A 20,479-nucleotide genomic window follows, 5' to 3' on the forward strand; every position below is an offset into this window, starting at 1 on the left:
AGGATTGTAACGTCGGCGCTGCGTGCAGCGCCGACGCGGGAAGGCGCGAAGAAGGCGCGGCGAGACCGCCCGGTGCCGCTCAGCCGCGATTCACATCCACCACCACGCGCCCGCGCATGGCGCCTTCCATGATCTTGCGGCCGGCGTCGATGGCTTCGCCGAGGCCGATCTCGCGCGTCAGCGCATTCAGCCGGTCCAGTTCCAGGTCGCTGGCCAGGCGCTGCCAGGCCTGTTCGCGCAGCGGCATCGCCGCCATCACGCTGTCGATGCCGTGCAGCGTGATGCCGCGCAGGATGAAGGGCGCCACCGAGCCCGGGAAATCCAGCCCCTGCGCCAGCCCGCACGCCGTCACCACGCCGCCGTAGCGCACCTGTGCGCAGGCATTGACCAGCGTGTGCGAGCCGACCGAATCGACCACCGCGGCCCAGCGTTCCTTCTGCAGCGGCTTGCCCGGCACGCCCAGCTCGGCACGGTCGATCACGTCGTGAGCGCCGAGCGCCTTCAGGAAATCTGCCTCGCGCGTCTTGCCGGTGGAAGCCACCACCTGGTAGCCCAGCTTGCTCAGCAGCGCGATCGCCACCGAACCGACCCCGCCCGAAGCCCCGGTCACCAGCACCTCGCCGTCGCCCGGGCGCACCGGGCCGTTGACGCCGCCGCGCTCCAGCGCCAGCACCGACAGCATCGCGGTATAGCCCGCGGTGCCGATCGCCATGGCCTGGCGCGTGGTGAAGGCGGCGGGCAGCGGCACCAGCCAGTCGCCGTTCAGGCGGGCGCGCTGCGCCAGGCAGCCCCAGTGGGTCTCGCCCACGCCGTAGCCGTTCAGCACCACCTTGTCGCCGGCTTTCCAGCGCGGATGCGCAGACTCAAGCACCGTGCCGGCCCCGTCGATGCCCGCCACCATCGGCCACTTGCGCACCACCGGCGAGTGCCCGGTGATGGCCAGGCCGTCCTTGAAATTGATGGTGGAGTAATCAACGGCGACCAGCACGTCGCCATCGGCTGGCAACTGGGCCTCGTCGAGGGTGGCGAGATTGGCCTGGGTGGCGCCGTCGGCCTGGGTCAGCAGCACTGCCTGGAAAGTCATGGTGTCTCCTTGGTCGCCTGGCGGCGATCGCATGCAATGATGGGAAAGGCAGAAAGCATGACGGCCGGACAGGTCCGGCCGTCGCTCGGGCCGGGACAGGTCCGGCGCGCGCTTACTTCTTGATGCTGGCGAGCTTGCGTTCCAGCGTGGCGACGTCCGCCGCGCCGGGGATGCGGGTGCCGTCGGTGAAGAACACCGCCGGAGTGCCGGTCACGTTCATGCTGTGACCCAAGGCCAGGTTCTCTTCCAGCGGCGTCTTGCAGCTGCCGTTGCCGGTCAGCGCCACCTGCTTGAGCATCCAGTCGCGCCAGGCCTTGGTGCGGTCGGCCGCGCACCAGACCTGCCTGGACTTGGTCTCAGAATCCGGCGACAGCACCGGGTACAGGAAGGTGTACACGGTAATGTTGTCCATCTGCTGGAAGGTCTGCTCGATGCGCTTGCAGTAGCCGCAATTGGGATCGGAGAACACCGCCACCTGGCGGCTGCCATCGCCCTTGGTCCACTTGATCGCGCGCGCCAGCGGCAGGTCCGACCACTTGATGCGGTTGATCTCCGCCAGCCGCTCCTCGGTCAGGTTGGTGCCGGTGCGGGTATCGATCATCTCGCCGTTCAGGATGTAGCGGCCGGTGGCGTCGGTGTACACCACCTGGCCGCCGATATTGGCTTCGAACAGGCCCGGCACCGGGGTCTTGCCGACGCTCTTCACTTCGGCGCGGCCGCCCAGCATCTTCTGCAGCGACTCCTTGATGCGGTCGGTGCCGGGCTCGCCCGCCGCCATGGCGTGCAGCGCGAAGCCGGCCGCGGCCAGTCCGCCGGCAATGGCGGTGATGGTGGCATAGACGGCGGGACGGCGGCGCAGGGATGGGAACATGTTGACTCCAGGAATTCGGTAAGGGGGCGTGTGGGGGCGTGTGGGGGCGTACGGGGTCGGACGGTATGCGTGCGAACCTAGCCGAGTGCGCGCCCGATCAGCATGCGCTTGAGCAGCGACTGGCCGCCGACCGCGCGCATGCCGGTATTGCGCACCACCCGCGCCACGCTGCCCGGCAGCGAGAACAGCCGGTGCAGCCCGTCGGTGGCCGCGGTCAGCGATAACAAATCGGTGGCGCGCGCGCGCTCGTAGCGGCGCAGCAGGCGCAGGTCGCCCTCGCTGCGGAAAGGTTCTTTGTCGGCCATCACGCGGCCAAGTTCCGCGACGTCGCGCAGGCCCAGGTTCATGCCCTGGCCGGCCAGCGGATGCACCACGTGGGCGGCGTCGCCCACCAGCGCCACATGCGGCTGCACGAACTGGTCGGCACGCTGCAGTACCAGCGGGAAGCCCTGCGCGGGGGTCACGCAGCGCAGCGCGCCGAACTGCGCGCCGACCGCGCCACTGGCGCCCTGCATCACGGTGGCGGCGAGCGCCTCGGGCGACAGCGCCAACAGCTCGCGCGCGTGGGCCTCGTCGGCGGACCAGACCATCGATACATGGTTGTCCGGCAGCGGCAGCATGGCCAGAACTTCGCCGTTGGCGGGTTCCTCGTCGGCCATCAGCTTTTCCGGCGCGCCCAGGAACCACTGCCAGGCGGTTTCACGATGCGGCCGCTCGCAGGCAAAGTTGGCGACCACGCCAAGCTGGCGGTACTTGCGCGTGCTGACGCCGATATGGCATTGCTGGCGCAGCCACGAGCGCGCGCCGTCGGCGCCGATCGCCAGCGCGGTGCGCACCTTGCTGCCGTTGTCCAGCGTCAGGGTGATGCCGTCGGGGTCGCGCTCGCACACACCCGCGGTGCCGTCGTGCCACGTCACCTGGTGCTGGAAACCGAGCGCGGTGTCGAGCGCGCGCTCGACCAGCCGCGACTCGATGATCCACGCCAGCTGCGGCACCGCCGCGGCATACGCTGAAAAATGCAGGTCGCCGTCGAAGCTGGGCGAGGTCTCGGCGGCACTGACGTCGCCGAATACGCGCATGTCGCGCACCGGCTGGATCCGCGCCGGGTCCAGCGCCTCCCACACGCGCATGCGCTCGAGCAGCGCCTGCGAGCTGGCGGAGAAGGCGTAGATGCGGCTGTCCCAGTCGTCCGGCCCGGCACCGGCCCCTGCGCGCGCGGGCCTGGGCGCGATCAGCGCGACGTCCATGCCCTGCTGCGCCAGCAGCAGCGCGCAGGACTTGCCAACGATGCCGCCGCCGACGACGGCAACCTGGAAAGCGGAGGATTTGCGCGCGGCAGGTCGCGCGGACGCGTGGGATCGGGTCATGGCTGGATTATAGCCACGTCACTCCGGGGCCTGTCCGCGCCAGGCGGCGCCCCGGTGCAGCAAGAAGCGTCCGACGCTGCGCCCTCATCGGCCGGCCCTTATAGCTGCACGTCATAAGCCTTAGAACAAAACAATAGGGTCGGCGCTTGCGCCCACCGACACGCCGGGGCCTATATTGAAGCGAACATTTCTGACCGGGGAACTCACCACCTGAAGGGAGGTGGAAAAATGATCAAACAAGCATTATTGATTGCCGTCGTCACCGCTGGGGCCATGGGCACGGCATTCGGGGGTACCGGTCTTCGCGACGTCTATACGGATGGCGCGAAGGTTTCGAAGTTTGATGTCTACACCGATGGTGCCAAGGTTTCAAAGTTTGATGTCTACACCGACGGCGCGCGGGGAACCCGCGACACGTTCACCGACGGCGCAAAAACCACGGATATGCGCGACCAATTCAGCGACGGCGCCTGATCACCACCATAACGATCCGGCACCAGACCACGATGCACGGCCAAGCTGACACCTTGGCCGTTTTGTTTGCCAGGGCGTCGCTTCTGCCCTGACACCGCTCCAGCCCCCCAAAAGGTTACAATCGCGGTTTTCCGTGGCAACGCGTGCAACTTCGCCGAGCCAGCGCGATGTGATGTCTTTGTCTCGTCCCGATGCAGCCCCCCGCGGTAGCGCGCGATGCGCGGCCACCACGGCGCTGCGGGCACCGGTGGCATCACGCAACCCATTGATTCCGAAGACCACACCATGAGCCTCAAATGCGGCATCGTCGGCCTGCCCAACGTCGGCAAGTCCACGCTGTTCAATGCCCTGACCAAGGCCGGCATCGCCGCCGAAAACTATCCGTTCTGCACCATCGAGCCCAATGTGGGCGTGGTGGAAGTGCCGGATCCGAGGCTCGCGAAGCTGGCCGAGATCGTCAAGCCCGAGCGCATCCTGCCGGCCACGGTCGAGTTCGTCGACATCGCCGGGCTGGTGGCGGGCGCCTCCAAGGGTGAAGGCCTGGGCAACCAGTTCCTGGCCAATATCCGCGAATGCGATGCCATCACCCACGTGGTGCGCTGCTTCGAGGACGACAACGTGATCCACGTGGCCGGCCGCGTCGACCCGCTGTCGGACATCGAAGTCATCAACACCGAACTGGCGCTGGCCGACCTGGCCACCGTCGAGAAGGCGCTGGCGCGCTACGTCAAGCCGGCCCGCGCCGGCGACAAGGAAGCCCAGCGCCTGGTGGCCGTGCTGGAAAAGGCCCAGTCCGTGCTGGACCAGGCCAAGGCCGTGCGCACCCTGGACCTGGCGCCGGAAGAGTGGGATGCGATCCGCCCGTTCTGCCTGATCACCGCCAAGCCGACCATGTACGTGGCCAACGTGCGTGAAGACGGCTTCGACAACAACCCGCACCTGGACGCGGTGCGCGAATACGCCAAGCAGACCGATTCCCCCGTGGTCGCCGTCTGCGCCGCCATCGAAGCCGAGATCGCCGACCTCGACGACGCCGACAAGGCCGAGTTCCTGGCCGACCTGGGCATGGACGAGCCGGGCCTGGACCGCGTGATCCGCGCCGGCTTCAAGCTGCTGGGCCTGCAGACGTACTTCACCGCCGGGGTCAAGGAAGTGCGCGCCTGGACCATCCACGTGGGCGACACCGCGCCCAAGGCCGCCGGCGTGATCCACACCGACTTCGAACGCGGCTTTATCCGCGCGCAAACCATCGCCTATGACGACTTCATCGCCTTCAAGGGCGAGACCGGCGCCAAGGAAGCCGGCAAGATGCGCGCCGAAGGCAAGGAATATGTGGTGAAGGATGGGGATGTGATGAACTTCCTGTTCAACGTCTAAGCCAAAGCTGTTGATTCAAGATGTCTCACGACATATCGAGACCATCAAGAAGCCCAGCAACTGCTGGGCTTTTTTCTTCCTCACGGCAGCGGACGATGGTTTAGCACCGCTCAGCCGCCTCGCCGCGACGAATGCCAGCGCGCTGCCCCAAAGCCGTACACGGGACGTGCGCGACCAGCGTGGCTTCCACACCACCCTGCACAGTCAGATCCCAAGCAAGTTCGGAAATTTCAGTACTGCTTTGAGGATTCCTCTCACATTTATTTCCTCCTGCGTTGTCCAGCATGAATCCTGAAGGCCTCCATACCGGGCCGTGCGTGCTGAAGGTACGTGGAGAGCACTGGCTGGCATTGGAATATCCTCGACAACCCGAAACCTTGCTACTTAAGGGCGCACCACAAATATCACTCGATATGAGTCTTCCAGTACGTTTCAACTGGAAATCCGCATGGAGGTGAACGCAATGCAAGAATATTACCCAAACATCATTATTGGCGGGGGCCCTGCCGGGCTTAATATGGCCCTTGGACTCAGCAAGCGCAGCATCGAATATCTCTTGCTAGAAGCAAGCGAAAGTGTTGGCGGACAATGGGACCGCCATCCTGTATGCGGCCAACTAATTTCGCTCAACAAAAAATACGTCCCCGGTGAAAATCACACCTATCGAATGCGCTATGACTGGCACTCACTCAGTACCATCAGCGCTGAAGATGTAGCCAAAGACCCCAAACTCCTGTTTACCGAATGGACATCAGAACATTGGCCACCTGCAAAGATTTACAAAGAGTATCTGAAGTATGTGGCCGAACGGATGGGACTGACAAAGCATATTCGCACCGGCACGTATGTTCGCCGTGTGTCGCGAAACAATGGTCACTTCACCGTCCAAATATCTGACTCTGTATGCACCTCAGCAGATCGAATATTTTTCGCCACGGGAAAATCGGAACCTATTCTGCCTGATATAAAAGGTATCGGCCCTGATACCTGTACCTTGTACGAAGACTTCGATGCTGACATGGCTGCTGAGCGCTACAGGAACAAGATTGTCGTCGTGCTGGGACGAGGTAACTCTGCTTTCGAAATCGCGCATCACCTTGTCGATATTACGGCTGAGACGCGCGTTGTCACACGTTCCTTACCGTTGTTCGCTCGGCAGACTCACAACGTACACGATTTACGTGCTCAAGTTTCGGATATCTTTGACCTGATGCAACTCAAGTCGAACAACAATATTGTTAGTGACCGTATCGTAGAGGTTCATCGGATAGCCGGCGGAAAGAACGATGGGCGGCTGTTGATTCGCTACGAAACACCCTGTCCCCATTGGACGCCGCCGAGATGGTTGAAGCGATCGGGAATCATAGATGATCTGATTGTTTGTTGCGGATTTAACTACACCATGCCCCATATCTTCGATATGGAGACCGTCCGGCCAGCCACGGACGAGAAAGGGAAGTACTACCTCCTCACATCAAGTTGGGAGTCCGTGACGGAGCCTGGTCTGTATTTCATAGGTGCCTCGATGCGCGTCAACGACCCAGACGCCGCTTCTGGTTTTGTACATGGCTTTCGATGCAACATTCAGGCACTGGGCAACATCATCGCGGAACGACATCATGATATGGCGCTTAAGCCGATATTTGAGTGCAAAGTACCGATGGAAGACCCTGCTAGTGCACTCACCGCTCTTGCAGAATTCATCGTTCAGTATGTAAGTTCCAGCATGTCCTTGTTTGAACTCTTCAGCTATTTCGGAAGCGCTGTCACGTTTGAAGAAAGCGATGAGGAAAGCGTTGTTCGTGCATGTGTGTGGCCAGCATTTCCGCGCGAGTACAACTACGAACGTTGGGGAAATGAACAGAATCGGATTGAAATAGTTTTCCAGTATGGTTTTTCCCAGTATGGAAATGGCGAACTCCCAACGCACTACTTCACGCTACCAGCGGATCATTTCGACACATCCAAGAGCGCGTATATTCACCCTGTCCTCCATGTTTTCCGCGGAGGCGTGGAAGTCGATTCACTCCATATGCAGGAGAGCCTAATCGGTCGTTGGGATCTGGACGACTACGTTGATGCCGAGACCAACGTTGACCAGTACAGGAACGTCGCTTTCAATGCTTGCTCCTGTGCGCTGGGCCTTGAAGAGCGCCGGAGCACGCTGCCAGTGCACGATGAGCATGTAGGTAAATGCTATCCGTTGATGAGCGAGGAAGAAGTTGCCGAGGCACTGCGGGTGCAGCCAACCCTGGCGTGGCTTATGAGAACACAACCCTAAGACTTCCTCTCCGGCCACAAGCGGTGGAAGAATGGCTGATGAACAGCGTGACGCTGACCTGAATCAGGTCGATAGAAGGGACTATCCATGCCTGTAGAGCTAACTGCGTTCAATGGCGTTCTGGGGCTCGTGCTGACCTCCGCTGTGCTGATCGCCGTTCCAGGCCCGAGCATCATGTTTCTTGTCGGGCAAACGATAGCAGTGGGACGGAGGAATGCGTTACGAGGTGTGATCGGCAATGCGATCGGGACCTATTGTGTTGCTGTGATCGTAGCGATGGGAATCGGCACGCTGCTGATGCGCTCCGACCATGTCTTGATTTTCATTCGACTGCTAGGTGCCGTCGTCTTGCTAGGCATCGGCTTTCAATATTTGCTCTTTTCCAGACCTATGCTGGCAGGAGGAAAAAGCACCCCCCGAAAGAGCCAGCAATCATTGGTTGCAGGAATCATCGTGGGCGCGACCAATCCAAAAGCATTGATTATGTTTGGCTCGATAGTCCCCAGCTTTATGGGCGACGGGGCGGACCGTCCGATCGTCTACTTGCTAGTTTTTTCACTGATACCGATTGGCCTGGGGCTGGTCATAGATGCGGCGTGGGTCGCCGCCGCTCATGTCGCGAGTTCGAGCACATTGTTCAGCGGGAAAAGGCTAAGGCTCTTCAACATCATTGGTGGCGGACTGATGATTTCGATGGCCACTCTGTTAGCAGCGGAGGCCCTGCATTGACGAGTGCATTCGAATTTGATGCGACAGGACAGGGGACCTTACAGCTTCTCCATCCCCTTCCCCCGCAACCCCACCAGCAGCGCCTGCCCGTCCGCCCCCACGCGGAATTCCCCATACTCGGCCTGCGCGAAGCGCTTGCCCTGCCCCTCCTGGAAGAAATACGCATCGGTCGACACCTGCACCTGCATGCCCCCCCAGCGCGAGCGCGCGGTCTGGTAGCGCAGCAGCTGCTCGCCCGGCGCCAGCGGCTCGGCGCCGTGCACGCGCACGAAGCTGGCAACGCCCTGCGGGTCGCGCCGGATCACGGCGACGCCGTCGCGCGGAAGCTGCCGGTCTTGCGCCCGTGCGGCTCGGATCTGGTTGCCGATGTCGAAGTTCAGCGCCATATAGTCGCCCTGCATCAGCGAGCGCGGATCGACCGGCGCGAGCTTGAGGAAGACGGTATCGCCGCGCGCCAGCAGGCGCTCCTTGCCGGCGATGCCGACGGCGGCCAGCGCCAGCGTCAGCGCCCAGGCGATCAGGATCCAGCGTTTCATGCGGCCTCCATCCGTGCGCGGCGCAGCAGCCAGTGGCGTCCGGCCAGCAGCAGCACGCCGGCCGCGGCGAGCGTGGCGGACTTGGCCAGCAAGGTCCAGTGCAGCGCCGCGTAGTACCAGATAAAGCCGATGGCGATGCTGGTAACGCCCAGCCCCAGCCACGGCATCGAGGCCCGGCGCAGCGCCAGCCCGAGCGCGAGCACGCCGGCCACCACCGCGGGCGCGGCCGCCATCAGCGCGCCAAACGCCACCAGTCCGGCGAGCACGAAGCCTTGCGTCGCTGCGCCGAGGGCCAGGCGGCGGCATTCGGCCAGCGCGAAGCCGGCCAGCATCAGCGTAGTCAGACCGCCCGCTGCCCAGTGTGCCAGCGGGATGCGCGCCGCTTCCGGGCCCTCCAGCCAGGCCAGCGGATGGCTCATGCCGGTGACCACCAGCGCCGCCGCCAGCGTGAACAGCAGCGTTGCGTCGGCCAGCGGTTCCAGCAGCGCATGGCGGCCGTGCGCGCACAGGCGCGCCTCGGCCAGCGTGAAGCCGGTCGCCAGCGCGGCGCCGAGCGGCACCAGCCAGCCGAGCGACCACGTCAGCAACAGCCAGTCCTCCGGCTTGCTCCCCGCCATGAGCAGATGCACCGCGCCGGCCAGCCCGATCCACGCGCCCAGCCCGCACAGCAGCCGGTGCAGCCGGTTGGGTACCAGCCACGCCAGCGCGGCCTCGAACAGCGCCAGCGCGGCCCAGAAGCCAGCGCTCTCGGCGACGCGCGTGAAGCCGAGTGCCTCGGTCAGGCCGAACACGGCCATGCCTTGCCCGCTCAGGCTGACCGCCAGCGCGAACTGCCCCGCGGCGATGCCGCCGCCGCGCCAGTACAGCAGCGCCGCCAGCGCGATCATCGCCAGCCCGGTGACGGCCATCGCCACGCCGTTCTCGCGCGCGGCAACGAAGACCGTGCCGACCAGGAAAAACTGGAAGAACAAGGCGCCGAGCCAGCCCGCCGCGCCCATCAGGCAGCGTACCGACCACGGCGTATGGGGATGCGCGGGCGGCTCGCCCTGTACCTCGCCGCGGGCGGCGAGTTGTTGCCAGAGCCGTTGCTCAGTCTGAAGTACGTTGCTCATGCCTGCTCCAGCTGGCTGCGCCAGGCCCGCATCAGCCACGCGGCCGCGGCGGCGGCCAGGCCGATGGTCAGCAGGCCGAGCAACAGGAACGCGCCGAAATCATCCTTGCCCTCGAACAGCACCTTGGCGATCGCGGCCACGGCCAGCACGATGCCGGTCAGGCAGGCCAGGCTCAGCACCACGATGTCGAAAACGTGCCAGCGGAACCACCAGACCAGTGCGGCCAGCGCCAGCACCGCCAGCGCAAAGGCGGCGCCGTCGAAATCGCTGCGCAGCAGGCTGGCCAGCCCGAGCGAGCCGGCATGCAGGCACGCCAGCGCCGCCAGCATGCGGCCGCCGGTCAGCCCGCGGAAGCCGAGCGCCGGCGCCTGCGCGCACAGGAGCTGCCACAGCACCAGCTGCAGCGCCACCGCGCCCAGCAACGTCAGCGTGGCGGTGCGCACGTGGCGCGAATCGAACAGCAGCGAGAACACGCCATCGACGCCGAAGCGAAGACTGAAGTACCGCAGCAGCGCCAGGTTGCCGACCACGATCACCAGCCACCAGTGCGGCGCCGCGCGCGCCGCCAGCGCCCATGGCAACGCCAGCAGCGCCCACAGCGCGAACAGCTGCCAGGGGTCGGCGCCGGTCTGGTAGGTCTGGCCGATCACCGCCAGCAGCACGCCCGCCACCACCTGCGCGCCGCCCAGCGCGGCGCGGCCGGCGGCATCGCCCGCCGGGCGCAGCCAGGCAAAGCTGGCCAGCAGCGTGATCGCGCCGGCGAGCAGGCCGAACTTGGAAAACTTGTGCAGGTCCTGCCAGTTGAAGGCAAAGAACACGATCACGCCGGCGCACAGCAGCGCGGTGCCCAGCGCCATCAGCGCGATGTCGAGCCAGCGGCGCCAGTCGCCGGCGACCGGTTCGGTGCGCGCCCACGGTACAGCGACCGCCGCCGGCGCCAGGCGGCCCAGCGCGCGCCAGTGCGCCAGTGCCTGGCGGATGGCGCGCCGCTCGCCAACGGCTTCGTGGTCCGGGCCATTTGCTCCGATGCGGGTTGCTTGCATGCTCGCCCTTGCGTGCTGGAATGACGGCGACTTTAGCAAAGTGATACGTGGGCCGCACCTGTTGCGTGGGAGGGGGCGTGCGCTCGCGCTCCCAGCTAGGCCGGACCTGCGCGGGCCGGTATGCTGTGGCCCTTGTCCTATCCGCTCACACCCATGACCCTCGGAATCCTTGCCGCCATCCACGATGAAGTCGACGGCCTCGTCGCCGCCATGCGCCATGACGACAGCCGCGCCACCGTACGCACCATCGGCATGCGCGACTATTACAGCGGCCATTTGTACGGGCAGCCGTGCGTGCTGGTGCTGGCGCGCATGGGCAAGGTGGCGGCGGCGGCCACCACGGTCACGCTGATCCGCGAACTGGGCGCCACGCACATCGTCTTTACCGGCCTGGCCGGCGGCATCGGCGCGGCCACGCAGGTGGGCGACATCGTCATCGCCGACCGCACCCTGCAGCATGACCTGGACGCGCGCCCGTTCTTCGGCCGCCATGAAGTGCCGCTGCTGGAGCGCGCTGAATTCCCCGCCGATGCGGCGCTGGCGGCCGAGCTGCATGCCGCCGCGGCGGACTTCCTGCGCGACGATCTTGCCGTCGACGTGCCGCGCGCGGTGCGCGAGAAGTTCGGCGTCGCGGCGCCGACCCTGCACCGGGGCATGATCGCCAGCGGCGACCAGTTCATCGGTTCGCCCGCCGCGGTGGCGGAGTTGCGCGAGCGGTTGCCCGGCCTGCTCGCAGTAGAGATGGAAGGCGCCGCGGTGGCGCAGGTCTGCCATGAATATGGCGTGCCTTACGCGGTGATGCGGACCATTTCCGACCGCGCCGACGACACCGCGCATGTGGATTTCTCGGCATTCCTGACCGACGTGGCGAGCCACTATTCCAATGGGGTACTGCGCCGCCTGCTGGCTGCGCGCGCCTGACGCCAGGCCCTGCGGCCGTCTGACCGGGATCAAGCCGCGTGCAGATTCCCGACCGGAAAGTCGGTTCAGTATTTACCGTCCGCGCGGCCGTACCGTGCCCCAGAATCCGACCAGCAGCGCCGACCCTGCGATCACCGCAAGCCAGCTGCTGAGCTGCCCGTCGACGAACCAATGCAGCGCCCGGCCGCCATAGAAAGCCGCCGCCGCGCCCGCCGCGCCCAGCACCAGCGCGGCCGGCAGGGTCACCACGCGCCCCGCCGGATGCAGCCGGCGTGCCGCCAGTCCGACCAGCAAACCCACGATCAAGGTGCCCAGCATCCGCTTCTCCTGTGTTGTCCGCATCACAACCGCAAGCGGCCGCGGCGTAACGATACTGCAATCCGGCGGCCCTGCCACCCGCCGCGGCGGGCGACTGCAATGATCGGTCCCGGCGGTATAATGGCATCCGGTCCGGCCACGCTCCGGACCGCACCAGTCCCCAACAATGCAACTGCTCGCGATCGGCATCAATCACACTACGGCACCCGTCTCGCTGCGCGAGCGGGTGGCGTTTCCGCTCGAGCAGATCAAGCCGGCTCTTGGGGCGCTGCGCTCCCACCTGTCGGGGCGCAGCGGCACCGAAGCCGCGATCCTGTCCACCTGCAACCGCACCGAGATCTACTGTGCCACCGACGTGCTCACGCCGGGCACCGATGGTTTCGAGCACACCCTGCGCTGGCTGTCGCAGCATCACAACGTGCCGGCCACCGAACTGGCGCCGCACCTGTACGCGCTGCCGCAGTCCGAGGCCGTGCGCCATGCCTTCCGCGTGGCCAGCGGGCTCGATTCGATGGTGCTGGGCGAGACCCAGATCCTGGGCCAGCTCAAGGACGCGGTGCGCACCGCCGGCGAAGCCGGCTCGCTCGGCACGTACCTGAACCAGCTGTTCCAGCGCACCTTCGCGGTGGCCAAGGAAGTGCGCGGCCAGACCGAGATCGGCGCGCATTCGGTGTCGATGGCAGCGGCCGCGGTGCGGCTGGCGCAGCGGATCTTTGAAAGCGTCTCGACCCAGCGCGTGCTGTTTATCGGCGCGGGCGAGATGATCGAGCTGTGCGCCACCCACTTTGCCGCGCAGCAGCCGCGCCAGATCGTGGTCGCCAACCGCACCGTCGAGCGCGGCGAGAAGCTGGCCGAGCAGCTCAGCGGCCAGGGCCTGACCGCCAACGCGATCCGCCTGTCGGACCTGGGTGAGCGCCTGCATGAGTTCGACATCGTGGTGTCGTGCACCGCCAGCTCGCTGCCGATCATCGGCCTGGGCGCGGTCGAGCGCGCGGTCAAGCGGCGCAAGCACCGCCCCATCATGATGGTCGACCTGGCCGTGCCGCGCGACGTCGAGCCCGAAGTCTCGCGCCTGGACGACGTCTTCCTCTATACCGTCGACGACCTCGGCGCGGTCGTGCGCGAGGGCAACGCGCTGCGCCAGGCCGCGGTGGCGCAGGCCGAAGCCATTATCGAAAGCCGCGTGCAGAACTTCATGCACTGGCTGGAAACCCGCAGCGTGGTGCCGGTGATCCGCGAGCTGCAGAGCAGCGGCGAAGCCATCCGCCAGGCCGAGCTCGAGCGCGCGCGCCGCATGCTGGCGCGCGGCGACGATCCGCAGGCCGTGCTCGAGGCGCTCTCCGGCGCGCTCACGCGCAAGTTCCTGCACGGCCCCACGCACGCGCTCAACCACACCCAGGGCGAGGACCGCGAGGCGCTGCTGCGCCTGGTGCCGGGCCTGTTCCGCCACAGCAGCCATTCCGAGCGCTAGCCGCGCTCGCCGCGCCGGCGCGCCGCGCCCGGCACGCCCTCGCCGCCGCCTCCGCCATCGCGCGCGCGGCCCGGCCCACCCGATTCCCTGTCCGCCCCGATGAAAGCCAGCATGCTTGCCAAGCTCGACCAACTGGCCGAGCGACTCGACGAAGTCAACGCCCTGCTCGCGCGCGAAGACGCGACCGCCAATATCGACCAGTACCGCAAGCTCAGCCGCGAACATGCCGAACTGTCGCCGGTGGCCGAGCAGTACGGCCAGTACCGCCAGGCCCAGGATGACCTCGCCACCGCGCAGGCGCTGCTCGACGATCCGGAGATGAAGGACTTCGCCGCCGACGAGATCGCCGCCGCACGCGACCGGCTCGAAGCGCTGCAGGCCAGCCTGCAGCGCCTGCTGCTGCCCCGCGACCCCAACGACGACCGCAACCTGCTGCTGGAAATCCGCGCCGGCACCGGCGGCGAGGAAAGCGCGCTGTTCGCCGCCGATCTGCTGCGGATGTACACGCGTTATGCCGAACGGCAGCGCTGGCAGGTCGAGGTGATGAGCGAGTCCGAATCGGACCTGGGCGGCTACAAGGAAGTGATCATCCGGATCGCCGGCGATGCCGCGTTTTCGCGGCTGAAGTTCGAATCGGGCGGCCACCGCGTGCAGCGCGTGCCCGCCACCGAGGCGCAGGGCCGCATCCATACCTCGGCTTGCACGGTGGCGGTGATGCCCGAGGCCGACGAGGTCGGCGAGGTCGAGATCAACCCGGCCGACCTGCGCATCGACACCTTCCGCGCCTCCGGCGCGGGCGGCCAGCACGTCAACAAGACCGATTCCGCGGTGCGCCTGACCCACCTGCCCACCGGCATCGTGGTCGAGTGCCAGGACGACCGCAGCCAGCACCGCAACAAGGACAAGGCGATGAAGGTGCTCGCGGCGCGCATCAAGGACATGCAGGCGCGCGCCGCGCAGGCGCGCGAAGCCAGCACCCGGCGCAACCTGATCGGCTCGGGCGACCGCAGCGACCGCATCCGCACGTACAACTTCCCGCAGGGCCGCGTGACCGACCACCGCATCAACCTGACGCTGTACAAGATCGACATGATCATGGACGGCGACCTGGACGAACTGCTGTCGGCGCTGTCCGCCGAGCACCAGGCGGACCAGCTGGCGGCGTTGGGCGAAGACGCGTGAGCGCTACTTTGTGACATCCCGTCGAGGCTTCGGCGATGAACAGCGCGTAAAGTCGCCGATGTCTTTGTATCTGTTGTAAATGCTTGAAACAGCACTGGCAGGGGTAAGGCCGCTGTCTATAATCGATTTCGACCGGCAAACGGAGAATGGTGCCGGGTAGTCACTCCCGAGAACATACTAGGACGAAATCATGAAAAAACTGCTCGCGCTGTTGATGATCACCGCGGCCATGGCCGCTTGCAGCAAGAAGGAAGAAGCGCCGCCCGCCGCCTCGAACGCCGAGAGCGCGATGCAGAGCGCCGCGGAATCCGCCAAGGCCGCCGCAAGCGATGCCGCCGCTGCCGCCAGCAACGCCGCAGATGCCGCCAAGGCTGCAGCCAGCGACGCCGCCTCGAACGCGTCCGCAGCCGCGGAACGCGCCAAGGAAGACGCCGGCAACGCCATGGAGAACGCCAAGCAGGCCGCCAAGGATGCCGTCAACGCCGGCGCCGACAAAGCCAAGGACGCCGTCAATTAGTAATCGCCCCGGCGGGGGCATTGCGCCCGCCGCCGCCGATGAGCGGTACACTGGCACGAAGCCGGAAGTTTTCACCAGAGCACCGCCTCCAAAGCCCCGCCAGGTCCCGCACCGGTGGGGTTTTTTATAGCCGGCACCAGAACCGCCTTTTACCCACGCGATGTCCACCCCCGACTCCACCGCGCTGCCGGCCACCCCCACGCTGCGCGAAGCGCAGACCCTCGCCGCCATGGCCGGGCTGCCAGCGCTGGAAGCGCGCATGCTGCTGACCCACGTCACCGGCCTGAGCCGTACCCAGCTGATCACGCGCGACACCGACGTGCTCACCATCGCCCAGCGCGACGCCCTTGCCACGCTGCTGGCGCGGCGGCTGGCAGGAGAGCCGATGGCCTACCTGATCGGCGAGCGTGAGTTCTTTGGCCGCAAGTTCCGCGTCACGCCCGATGTGCTGATCCCGCGCCCCGATACCGAGGTTGCCGCCGAAGCCGCGCTGGCGCGGCTGGCCACGGTACCGCAACCCAACGTGCTGGACCTCGGCACGGGCTCCGGCATCCTTGCCGTGACGCTGGCGCGCGAGCGGCGCGACGCGCGGGTCTGGGCCACCGACATCTCGCCCGGTGCGCTGATGGTGGCGCAGGACAATGCCCGCGCGCTGGGCGCCGAGCATATCGAGTTCCTGGTTTCGGACTGGTACGCGGCGCTGCCGCCGGAACTGCGCTTCCACCTGATCGTCAGCAACCCGCCCTATATCGCCGCGGGCGACCCGCATCTGGCCGAAGGCGACCTGCGCTTCGAGCCGATCGACGCGCTGACCGACCACGACGACGGCCTCTCCGACCTGCGCGCCATCGTCGGCGGCGCCGGCGCGCGGCTGCTGCCGGGCGGCTGGCTGCTGATGGAGCACGGCTACGACCAGGCCGCGGCCACGCGCCAGCTGCTGCAAGCCGGCGGCTTCGACGAGGTCTTCACCGCGCGCGACCTGGCCGGGCTGGAGCGCTGCACCGGCGGACGCTGGCCGGGCGCGCTGCCCGCCGGGGCGGCCGCGGCACCCTGAAGCGCCGCGGCGATTCCGGTAAAATCGGCGTCAGATACCCGCCGTGCGGCCGGCCGCGCGGTATTCCATTCTCCCCAGGCGGCGCCTTCGACACGGCCTCGCCCCACTGAAAAGCAAACCATGAGCGACGTGCAGCAACAGATCGACCAGATCGTCAAGGGCAACCCGGTAGTCCTGTTCATGAAGGGCACCGCGCAATTCCCGATGTGCGGCTTCTCGGGCCGCGCCATCCAGATCCTGAAGGCCTGCGGCGTCGACGCGCCGACAACGGTCAACGTGCTTGACGACGAAGGCATCCGCCAGGGCATCAAGGAATACGCCAACTGGCCGACCATTCCCCAGCTCTACGTGAATGGCGAGTTCATCGGCGGCTCGGACATCATGATGGAGATGTACCAGAACGGCGAACTGCAAACCCTGCTGAAGGGCTGAGCCTCGCCATGTCCGGGGCTGGCGGCACACCGCAACGGCTGATCGTCGCCATCACCGGCGCCACCGGGGCCATCTACGGCGTGCGCCTGCTGCAGGTGCTGCGCGCGGCGCCCACGGTGGAAACCCACCTGCTGATTTCGCCGGCCGGCGTGATGAACCTGCAGCACGAGCTGGACATCGGCCGCGCCGAGGTCGAAGCGCTGGCCAGCGTGGTGCACAACGTGCGCGACATCGGCGCGACCATCGCCAGCGGTTCGTTCCGCGCGCACGCCATGGTGGTGGCGCCGTGCTCGATGCGCACGCTGGCTGCCATCGCACACGGCTTCTCGGACAACCTGATCACCCGCGCCGCCGACGTCACGCTGAAAGAGCGCCGCAAGCTGGTGCTGATGGTGCGGGAAACGCCGCTGAACCTTGCGCACCTGCGCAACATGACAGCGGTGACGGAAATGGGCGGGATCGTATTCCCGCCGGTGCCGGGCTTCTACCAGAAGCCGCAGAGCATTGCCGAACTGGTCGACCATACGGTCGGGCGCGTGCTTGACCTGGTGGACCTGCCGCAGATCGGCCAGACCCTGGCGCCAAGCTGGGGCGGGCTGAACGCCCGCGCCGGCGACGCGACCGGGAACTGAGTCCGGCCGCCCCGGTTACCGGCAAGGATTACCAGCGGCGATAGCCGCGGCCATAGTAACCATAGCCATAGCCGCCGTAGTAGTAAGGACGGGGCGCCACCACCACCGGCGCGGGCGCGACGTACACCGGCGCCGGACCGACCGCCGGGCCGGCGGGCGTGGGATAGACGGCGCAGCCGCCCAGCAGGGTCACCGATGCCGCACCGGCAGCCAGTCCAATCGTCAGCATTCTCATCATTTCATCCTTGGGGTCGCAACGGGCATGTGCCTGCCTTGCTGACGTTATACGGGCGGAACACGTAATACGGCGTCAAAGCCGTGTAACGCTTGTTACCGTTCCCTACGCGCGATGTCGCAGCTCCCTGGATGCCGTCAGATTTCGAAGCGGATGCCCTGTGCCAGCGGCAGCGAATCGCCGTAGTTGATGGTGTTGGTGGCACGGCGCATATAACCCTTCCACGCATCCGAGCCCGACTCGCGCCCGCCGCCGGTTGCCTTCTCGCCGCCGAAGGCGCCGCCGATTTCCGCGCCGCTGGTGCCGATATTGACATTGGCGATGCCGCAATCGCTGCCCGCCGACGACAGGAAGCGCTCGGCCTCGCGCATCGATTCGGTGAAGATGCACGACGATAGCCCGTGCGCGGCGGCATTGTTCAGCGCGATGGCCTCGTCCAGCGAGGTGTACGGCATCAGGTACAGGATCGGCGCGAAGGTCTCGGTCAGCATGGTGTCGTGCTGCGCGTCGGTCATCACCAGCGCGGGCCGCACGTAGTAGGCATGCGGGTAGCGGTCTGCCAGCAGGCGCTCGCCGCCGGTGACGATATTGCCCTGCGCGCGGCACGCCGCCAGCGCGTTGGCCATGGCGTCGCCGGCGGCGCTGTCGATCAGCGGGCCGACCAGCGTGCCGTCTGCCAGCGGATCGCCGACCGGCAGCCGGTCGAACACCGTGATCAGCCGGCTTGCCATGGTGTCCATCAGGTCGGCATGGATAAAGCAGCGACGCAGCGTGGTGCAGCGCTGCCCCGCGGTGCCGGCCGCGGCAAAGGTGATGGCGCGCACCGCCAGCTCGATATCGGCCGAGGGCGCGACGATGGCGGCGTTGTTGCCGCCCAGCTCGAGGATGCAGCGCTTGAAGTGCCCGGCGCAGGCGACGCCGACCTCGCGCCCCATGCGGGTCGAGCCGGTGGCGCTGACCAGCCGCACCGCGGGATGCTCGACCAGGTGGCTGCCCAGCGTGCGCCCGCCCGGCAGCACCGCCGAGATGCCGCTGTGCTGCGGCGCCGCCGCGGCCAGCACACGCTCCAGCAGGCCGTGCGCGGCGAGCGCGCACAGCGACACCTTCTCCGACGGTTTCCAGATCACGCCATTGCCGCATACCAGCGCCAGCGCCGCATTCCACGCCCACACCGCCACCGGGAAGTTGAACGCCGAAATCACGCCGCACAGCCCGTAGGGGTGCCAGGTCTCGCGCATCGCGTGCTGCGGGCGCTCGGAGGCGATGGTCAGCCCGTGCAGCTGGCGCGACAGGCCGACCGCGAAGTCGCAGATGTCGATCATCTCCTGCACCTCGCCCTGCCCTTCCTGCAGGATCTTGCCGGCTTCGAGCGACACCAGCCGCCCCAGCGCCGCCTTGTGTTCGCGCAGCACCTCGCCGAAGCGCCGCACGATCTCGCCGCGCGCCGGCGCCGGCAGCAGCGCCCAGGTGCTCTGCGCCGCGTGGGCGCGCGCGATCAGCGCGTCGGCCTGCGCCGGCGTGCAGGGCGGCAGGTGGCCGATGGCCTCGCCGTCGACCGGCGAGCGCACCGTCACGGCGCCGGCTGGCGTGCCCTCACGCCAGGGCCGCGGCAGGCCCAGCGAATCCCAGCAGGCTGCAAACTCTTGCGCTTTCATACGAGGCTCTCCTGGAGCGGATGCTGCGTGTAGTGGCGGCCGAAGCGGTTGGCGAGGAAGGCGTCGAGCGGCATCGACTCCTGCCGCACGAAGCCCGCCTGCGGCAGCGCGCCGCTGGCCACCATGTCCAGCGCGGTGCAGATGCCCGCGGCGGTGGTCAGCTGGATCGCGTTGACGTGCCCGTCGGCGCTGTCGACTCCGCCGATGCGCGCCGAGAACGAAGCCTGCGTCAGCGGCCCGCGCCCGCGTTCGCCGCCGGCCGGATAGCCGGTGGCGGTGGCGAACACGATCACCACGTCCTGCTCGGTCAGCGGAATGGCGCGGTCGAAGATATCGCGCAGCCAGTCGCGGCGTTCGCGCAGGCGCAGGTCGTTGAGCAACAGCTTCATCAGCGCACAGTGGCCGGGATAGCGGATCGACTTGTAGTCGACATGGCGCGCGCGCCCGGCCAGCGTCTCGGGCAGCGTGCCGAGGCCGCCCGATGTATTAAAGGCTTCATATTCGATGCCGTCCAGCGCAAAGCTCTCCAGCCCTTCCAGCGCCGTCAGTTCCACGCGCCGGCCGTCGACGATGGCCTCGCACGGGTTGCAGTACTCGTTGATCAGTCCCTCGGTGCTCCAGGTCAGGTTGTACTTGAGCGCGTTGCTGGGGTAGCGCGGCAATGCGCCCACCCGCATCTGCAGGTCCAGCAGTTCGCCGCCGCCGCGCAGGAAGCGCTGCGCCAGGTCGTGGCCGACCACGCCGATAAAGCCCGGCGCCAGCCCGCATTGCGGCATCAGCACCGAGCGCGCGCCCTGCGCCAGCTGGCGGATCGCCTGGGTGGCGGCGACGTCCTCGGTCAGGTCGAAGTAATGCACGCCCAGCCGCGCCGCCACCGAGGCCACGCTGATCGCGGCATGGAACGGCAGCGCGTTCAGCACGGCGTCGGCGCCGGCCAGCAGCGCGGCGCAGGTGCCGGGCTCGGTGGGGTCGCCGGCGCGCGCCAGCACGCCGCGCGGCAGGCCATCGAGGCGGCGTGCGTCGTGGTCGACCACGCTGACGCGGTAGTCGCCGCTGTCGTGCAGCATGGCCGCGATGGTGCGGCCGATCTTGCCGGCGCCCAGCACCGTCACGTGCAGCGGGCGGGCCGCCTTGGGCAGGTCGCGCGGGGCCTGCCGGCCGAGGTTCGAGGCTTGCATGGTGTCTCCG

At 66.9% G+C, this 20,479-nt stretch carries 22 protein-coding genes; 12 read left to right on the plus strand and 10 right to left on the minus strand.

All coding sequences use genetic code 11. From position 1 onward, the window contains the following. Positions 1–79: 79 nt before the first annotated feature. From acuI to A2G96_RS20465, 3 genes are all read right to left on the minus strand, one after another. Positions 80–1,084, minus strand: coding sequence for an acrylyl-CoA reductase (NADPH) (gene acuI, locus A2G96_RS20455; protein ID WP_062801857.1), 1,005 nt, complete (start codon positions 1,082–1,084; stop codon positions 80–82). Between the two features lie 112 nt (positions 1,085–1,196). Next, on the minus strand, positions 1,197–1,955 hold the full coding sequence (locus A2G96_RS20460) for a DsbC family protein (protein ID WP_062801858.1): 759 nt from the start codon (positions 1,953–1,955) through the stop codon (positions 1,197–1,199). A gap of 77 nt (positions 1,956–2,032) precedes the next feature. Next, the gene (locus A2G96_RS20465) at positions 2,033–3,322 is read right to left on the minus strand and encodes a UbiH/UbiF family hydroxylase (protein WP_062801859.1); all 1,290 of its coding nucleotides are present in this window, start codon (positions 3,320–3,322) and stop codon (positions 2,033–2,035) included. A gap of 228 nt (positions 3,323–3,550) precedes the next feature. Here A2G96_RS20465 and A2G96_RS20470 point away from each other — a divergent pair, with 228 nt between their 5' ends. The 5 genes from A2G96_RS20470 to A2G96_RS20485 all read left to right on the plus strand — a co-directional run bounded on the left by A2G96_RS20470 (position 3,551) and on the right by A2G96_RS20485 (position 8,183). Beyond that, the gene (locus A2G96_RS20470; protein WP_062801860.1) at positions 3,551–3,796 is read left to right on the plus strand and encodes a hypothetical protein; all 246 of its coding nucleotides are present in this window, start codon (positions 3,551–3,553) and stop codon (positions 3,794–3,796) included. Positions 3,797–4,081: 285 nt separating this feature from the next. Then, positions 4,082–5,173, plus strand: a complete 1,092-nt coding sequence (gene ychF, locus A2G96_RS20475) for a redox-regulated ATPase YchF (RefSeq protein ID WP_062802256.1) — start codon at positions 4,082–4,084, stop codon at positions 5,171–5,173. Between the two features lie 10 nt (positions 5,174–5,183). After that, positions 5,184–5,468, plus strand: coding sequence for a DUF2237 domain-containing protein (locus A2G96_RS33440; protein WP_150124188.1), 285 nt, complete (start codon positions 5,184–5,186; stop codon positions 5,466–5,468). 153 nt (positions 5,469–5,621) lie between these two features. Further along, positions 5,622–7,454, plus strand: coding sequence for an NAD(P)-binding domain-containing protein (locus A2G96_RS20480; RefSeq protein ID WP_231909602.1), 1,833 nt, complete (start codon positions 5,622–5,624; stop codon positions 7,452–7,454). A gap of 87 nt (positions 7,455–7,541) precedes the next feature. Further along, the gene (locus A2G96_RS20485) at positions 7,542–8,183 is read left to right on the plus strand and encodes a LysE family translocator (protein WP_062801861.1); all 642 of its coding nucleotides are present in this window, start codon (positions 7,542–7,544) and stop codon (positions 8,181–8,183) included. Positions 8,184–8,221: 38 nt separating this feature from the next. Here A2G96_RS20485 and A2G96_RS20490 read toward each other — a convergent pair whose 3' ends face one another. From A2G96_RS20490 to A2G96_RS20500, 3 genes are read right to left on the minus strand one after another with little or no spacing between them, the layout of a single operon-like run. Further along, complete coding sequence (locus A2G96_RS20490; protein WP_062801862.1) at positions 8,222–8,719, minus strand: GDYXXLXY domain-containing protein; 498 nt, start codon at positions 8,717–8,719, stop codon at positions 8,222–8,224. Then, a complete protein-coding gene (locus A2G96_RS20495; RefSeq protein ID WP_062801863.1) occupies positions 8,716–9,831 on the minus strand; it encodes a DUF4401 domain-containing protein in 1,116 nt (371 codons plus the stop codon). The genes A2G96_RS20490 and A2G96_RS20495 overlap by 4 nt, the downstream gene beginning before the upstream one ends. Further along, complete coding sequence (locus A2G96_RS20500; RefSeq protein ID WP_062801864.1) at positions 9,828–10,874, minus strand: DUF2157 domain-containing protein; 1,047 nt, start codon at positions 10,872–10,874, stop codon at positions 9,828–9,830. Before A2G96_RS20500 ends, A2G96_RS20495 begins: the two co-directional genes overlap by 4 nt. 153 nt (positions 10,875–11,027) lie before the next feature. On the opposite strand from A2G96_RS20500, the gene A2G96_RS20505 reads away from it, so the two are divergent. After that, on the plus strand, positions 11,028–11,795 hold the full coding sequence (locus A2G96_RS20505) for a 5'-methylthioadenosine/adenosylhomocysteine nucleosidase (protein WP_062801865.1): 768 nt from the start codon (positions 11,028–11,030) through the stop codon (positions 11,793–11,795). Positions 11,796–11,867: 72 nt separating this feature from the next. Here A2G96_RS20505 and A2G96_RS20510 read toward each other — a convergent pair whose 3' ends face one another. Continuing rightward, entirely contained in the window at positions 11,868–12,113 is a 246-nt protein-coding gene (locus tag A2G96_RS20510) for a hypothetical protein (protein WP_062801866.1), read from the minus strand. Positions 12,114–12,279: 166 nt separating this feature from the next. Between A2G96_RS20510 and hemA the strand changes: the two genes are divergently transcribed. From hemA to A2G96_RS20540, 6 genes are all read left to right on the plus strand, one after another. Beyond that, positions 12,280–13,584: a glutamyl-tRNA reductase gene (hemA, locus tag A2G96_RS20515; RefSeq protein ID WP_062801867.1), complete on the plus strand. Its 1,305-nt coding sequence runs from the start codon at positions 12,280–12,282 to the stop codon at positions 13,582–13,584. A 99-nt stretch (positions 13,585–13,683) separates the two neighbouring features. Further along, positions 13,684–14,766 (plus strand): peptide chain release factor 1, encoded by a 1,083-nt coding sequence (gene prfA, locus A2G96_RS20520; RefSeq protein ID WP_018005249.1) that lies wholly within the window; start codon positions 13,684–13,686, stop codon positions 14,764–14,766. Between the two features lie 190 nt (positions 14,767–14,956). Further along, positions 14,957–15,283 carry a hypothetical protein gene (locus A2G96_RS20525; protein ID WP_062801868.1) on the plus strand — a complete coding sequence of 109 codons (327 nt, stop codon included), beginning with the start codon at positions 14,957–14,959 and terminating at the stop codon, positions 15,281–15,283. Positions 15,284–15,443: 160 nt separating this feature from the next. Beyond that, entirely contained in the window at positions 15,444–16,337 is an 894-nt protein-coding gene (prmC, locus tag A2G96_RS20530) for a peptide chain release factor N(5)-glutamine methyltransferase (protein WP_062801869.1), read from the plus strand. A gap of 120 nt (positions 16,338–16,457) precedes the next feature. Next, positions 16,458–16,769 carry a Grx4 family monothiol glutaredoxin gene (gene grxD / locus A2G96_RS20535; RefSeq protein WP_012354019.1) on the plus strand — a complete coding sequence of 104 codons (312 nt, stop codon included), beginning with the start codon at positions 16,458–16,460 and terminating at the stop codon, positions 16,767–16,769. An 8-nt stretch (positions 16,770–16,777) separates the two neighbouring features. Further along, positions 16,778–17,401, plus strand: a complete 624-nt coding sequence (locus A2G96_RS20540) for a UbiX family flavin prenyltransferase (protein WP_062801870.1) — start codon at positions 16,778–16,780, stop codon at positions 17,399–17,401. Positions 17,402–17,429: 28 nt separating this feature from the next. Here the strand turns inward: A2G96_RS20540 and A2G96_RS20545 are convergent, their stop codons facing one another. The 3 genes from A2G96_RS20545 to A2G96_RS20555 form a co-directional block, all read right to left on the minus strand. Continuing rightward, a complete protein-coding gene (locus A2G96_RS20545; RefSeq protein ID WP_025585764.1) occupies positions 17,430–17,630 on the minus strand; it encodes a hypothetical protein in 201 nt (66 codons plus the stop codon). A gap of 143 nt (positions 17,631–17,773) precedes the next feature. Beyond that, positions 17,774–19,291: an L-piperidine-6-carboxylate dehydrogenase gene (amaB, locus tag A2G96_RS20550; protein WP_062801871.1), complete on the minus strand. Its 1,518-nt coding sequence runs from the start codon at positions 19,289–19,291 to the stop codon at positions 17,774–17,776. After that, positions 19,288–20,469: a saccharopine dehydrogenase family protein gene (locus tag A2G96_RS20555; protein ID WP_062801872.1), complete on the minus strand. Its 1,182-nt coding sequence runs from the start codon at positions 20,467–20,469 to the stop codon at positions 19,288–19,290. Before A2G96_RS20555 ends, amaB begins: the two co-directional genes overlap by 4 nt. Between the last annotated feature and the right edge of the window lie 10 nt (positions 20,470–20,479).

Origin of the sequence: Cupriavidus nantongensis, assembly GCF_001598055.1 — a bacterium.
In the GTDB taxonomy this organism is placed as follows: domain Bacteria; phylum Pseudomonadota; class Gammaproteobacteria; order Burkholderiales; family Burkholderiaceae; genus Cupriavidus; species Cupriavidus nantongensis.

Coding starts and splice junctions, on each gene's coding strand:
- acuI (WP_062801857.1), bottom strand. CDS start 1,084: ATGACTTTCCAGGCAGTGCTGCTGACCCAGGCCGACGGCGCCACCCAG.
- A2G96_RS20460 (WP_062801858.1), bottom strand. CDS start 1,955: ATGTTCCCATCCCTGCGCCGCCGTCCCGCCGTCTATGCCACCATCACC.
- A2G96_RS20465 (WP_062801859.1), bottom strand. CDS start 3,322: ATGACCCGATCCCACGCGTCCGCGCGACCTGCCGCGCGCAAATCCTCC.
- A2G96_RS20470 (WP_062801860.1), top strand. CDS start 3,551: ATGATCAAACAAGCATTATTGATTGCCGTCGTCACCGCTGGGGCCATG.
- ychF (WP_062802256.1), top strand. CDS start 4,082: ATGAGCCTCAAATGCGGCATCGTCGGCCTGCCCAACGTCGGCAAGTCC.
- A2G96_RS20480 (WP_231909602.1), top strand. CDS start 5,622: ATGGAGGTGAACGCAATGCAAGAATATTACCCAAACATCATTATTGGC.
- A2G96_RS20485 (WP_062801861.1), top strand. CDS start 7,542: ATGCCTGTAGAGCTAACTGCGTTCAATGGCGTTCTGGGGCTCGTGCTG.
- A2G96_RS20490 (WP_062801862.1), bottom strand. CDS start 8,719: ATGAAACGCTGGATCCTGATCGCCTGGGCGCTGACGCTGGCGCTGGCC.
- A2G96_RS20495 (WP_062801863.1), bottom strand. CDS start 9,831: ATGAGCAACGTACTTCAGACTGAGCAACGGCTCTGGCAACAACTCGCC.
- A2G96_RS20500 (WP_062801864.1), bottom strand. CDS start 10,874: ATGCAAGCAACCCGCATCGGAGCAAATGGCCCGGACCACGAAGCCGTT.
- A2G96_RS20505 (WP_062801865.1), top strand. CDS start 11,028: ATGACCCTCGGAATCCTTGCCGCCATCCACGATGAAGTCGACGGCCTC.
- A2G96_RS20510 (WP_062801866.1), bottom strand. CDS start 12,113: ATGCTGGGCACCTTGATCGTGGGTTTGCTGGTCGGACTGGCGGCACGC.
- hemA (WP_062801867.1), top strand. CDS start 12,280: ATGCAACTGCTCGCGATCGGCATCAATCACACTACGGCACCCGTCTCG.
- prfA (WP_018005249.1), top strand. CDS start 13,684: ATGAAAGCCAGCATGCTTGCCAAGCTCGACCAACTGGCCGAGCGACTC.
- A2G96_RS20525 (WP_062801868.1), top strand. CDS start 14,957: ATGAAAAAACTGCTCGCGCTGTTGATGATCACCGCGGCCATGGCCGCT.
- prmC (WP_062801869.1), top strand. CDS start 15,444: ATGTCCACCCCCGACTCCACCGCGCTGCCGGCCACCCCCACGCTGCGC.
- grxD (WP_012354019.1), top strand. CDS start 16,458: ATGAGCGACGTGCAGCAACAGATCGACCAGATCGTCAAGGGCAACCCG.
- A2G96_RS20540 (WP_062801870.1), top strand. CDS start 16,778: ATGTCCGGGGCTGGCGGCACACCGCAACGGCTGATCGTCGCCATCACC.
- A2G96_RS20545 (WP_025585764.1), bottom strand. CDS start 17,630: ATGCTGACGATTGGACTGGCTGCCGGTGCGGCATCGGTGACCCTGCTG.
- amaB (WP_062801871.1), bottom strand. CDS start 19,291: ATGAAAGCGCAAGAGTTTGCAGCCTGCTGGGATTCGCTGGGCCTGCCG.
- A2G96_RS20555 (WP_062801872.1), bottom strand. CDS start 20,469: ATGCAAGCCTCGAACCTCGGCCGGCAGGCCCCGCGCGACCTGCCCAAG.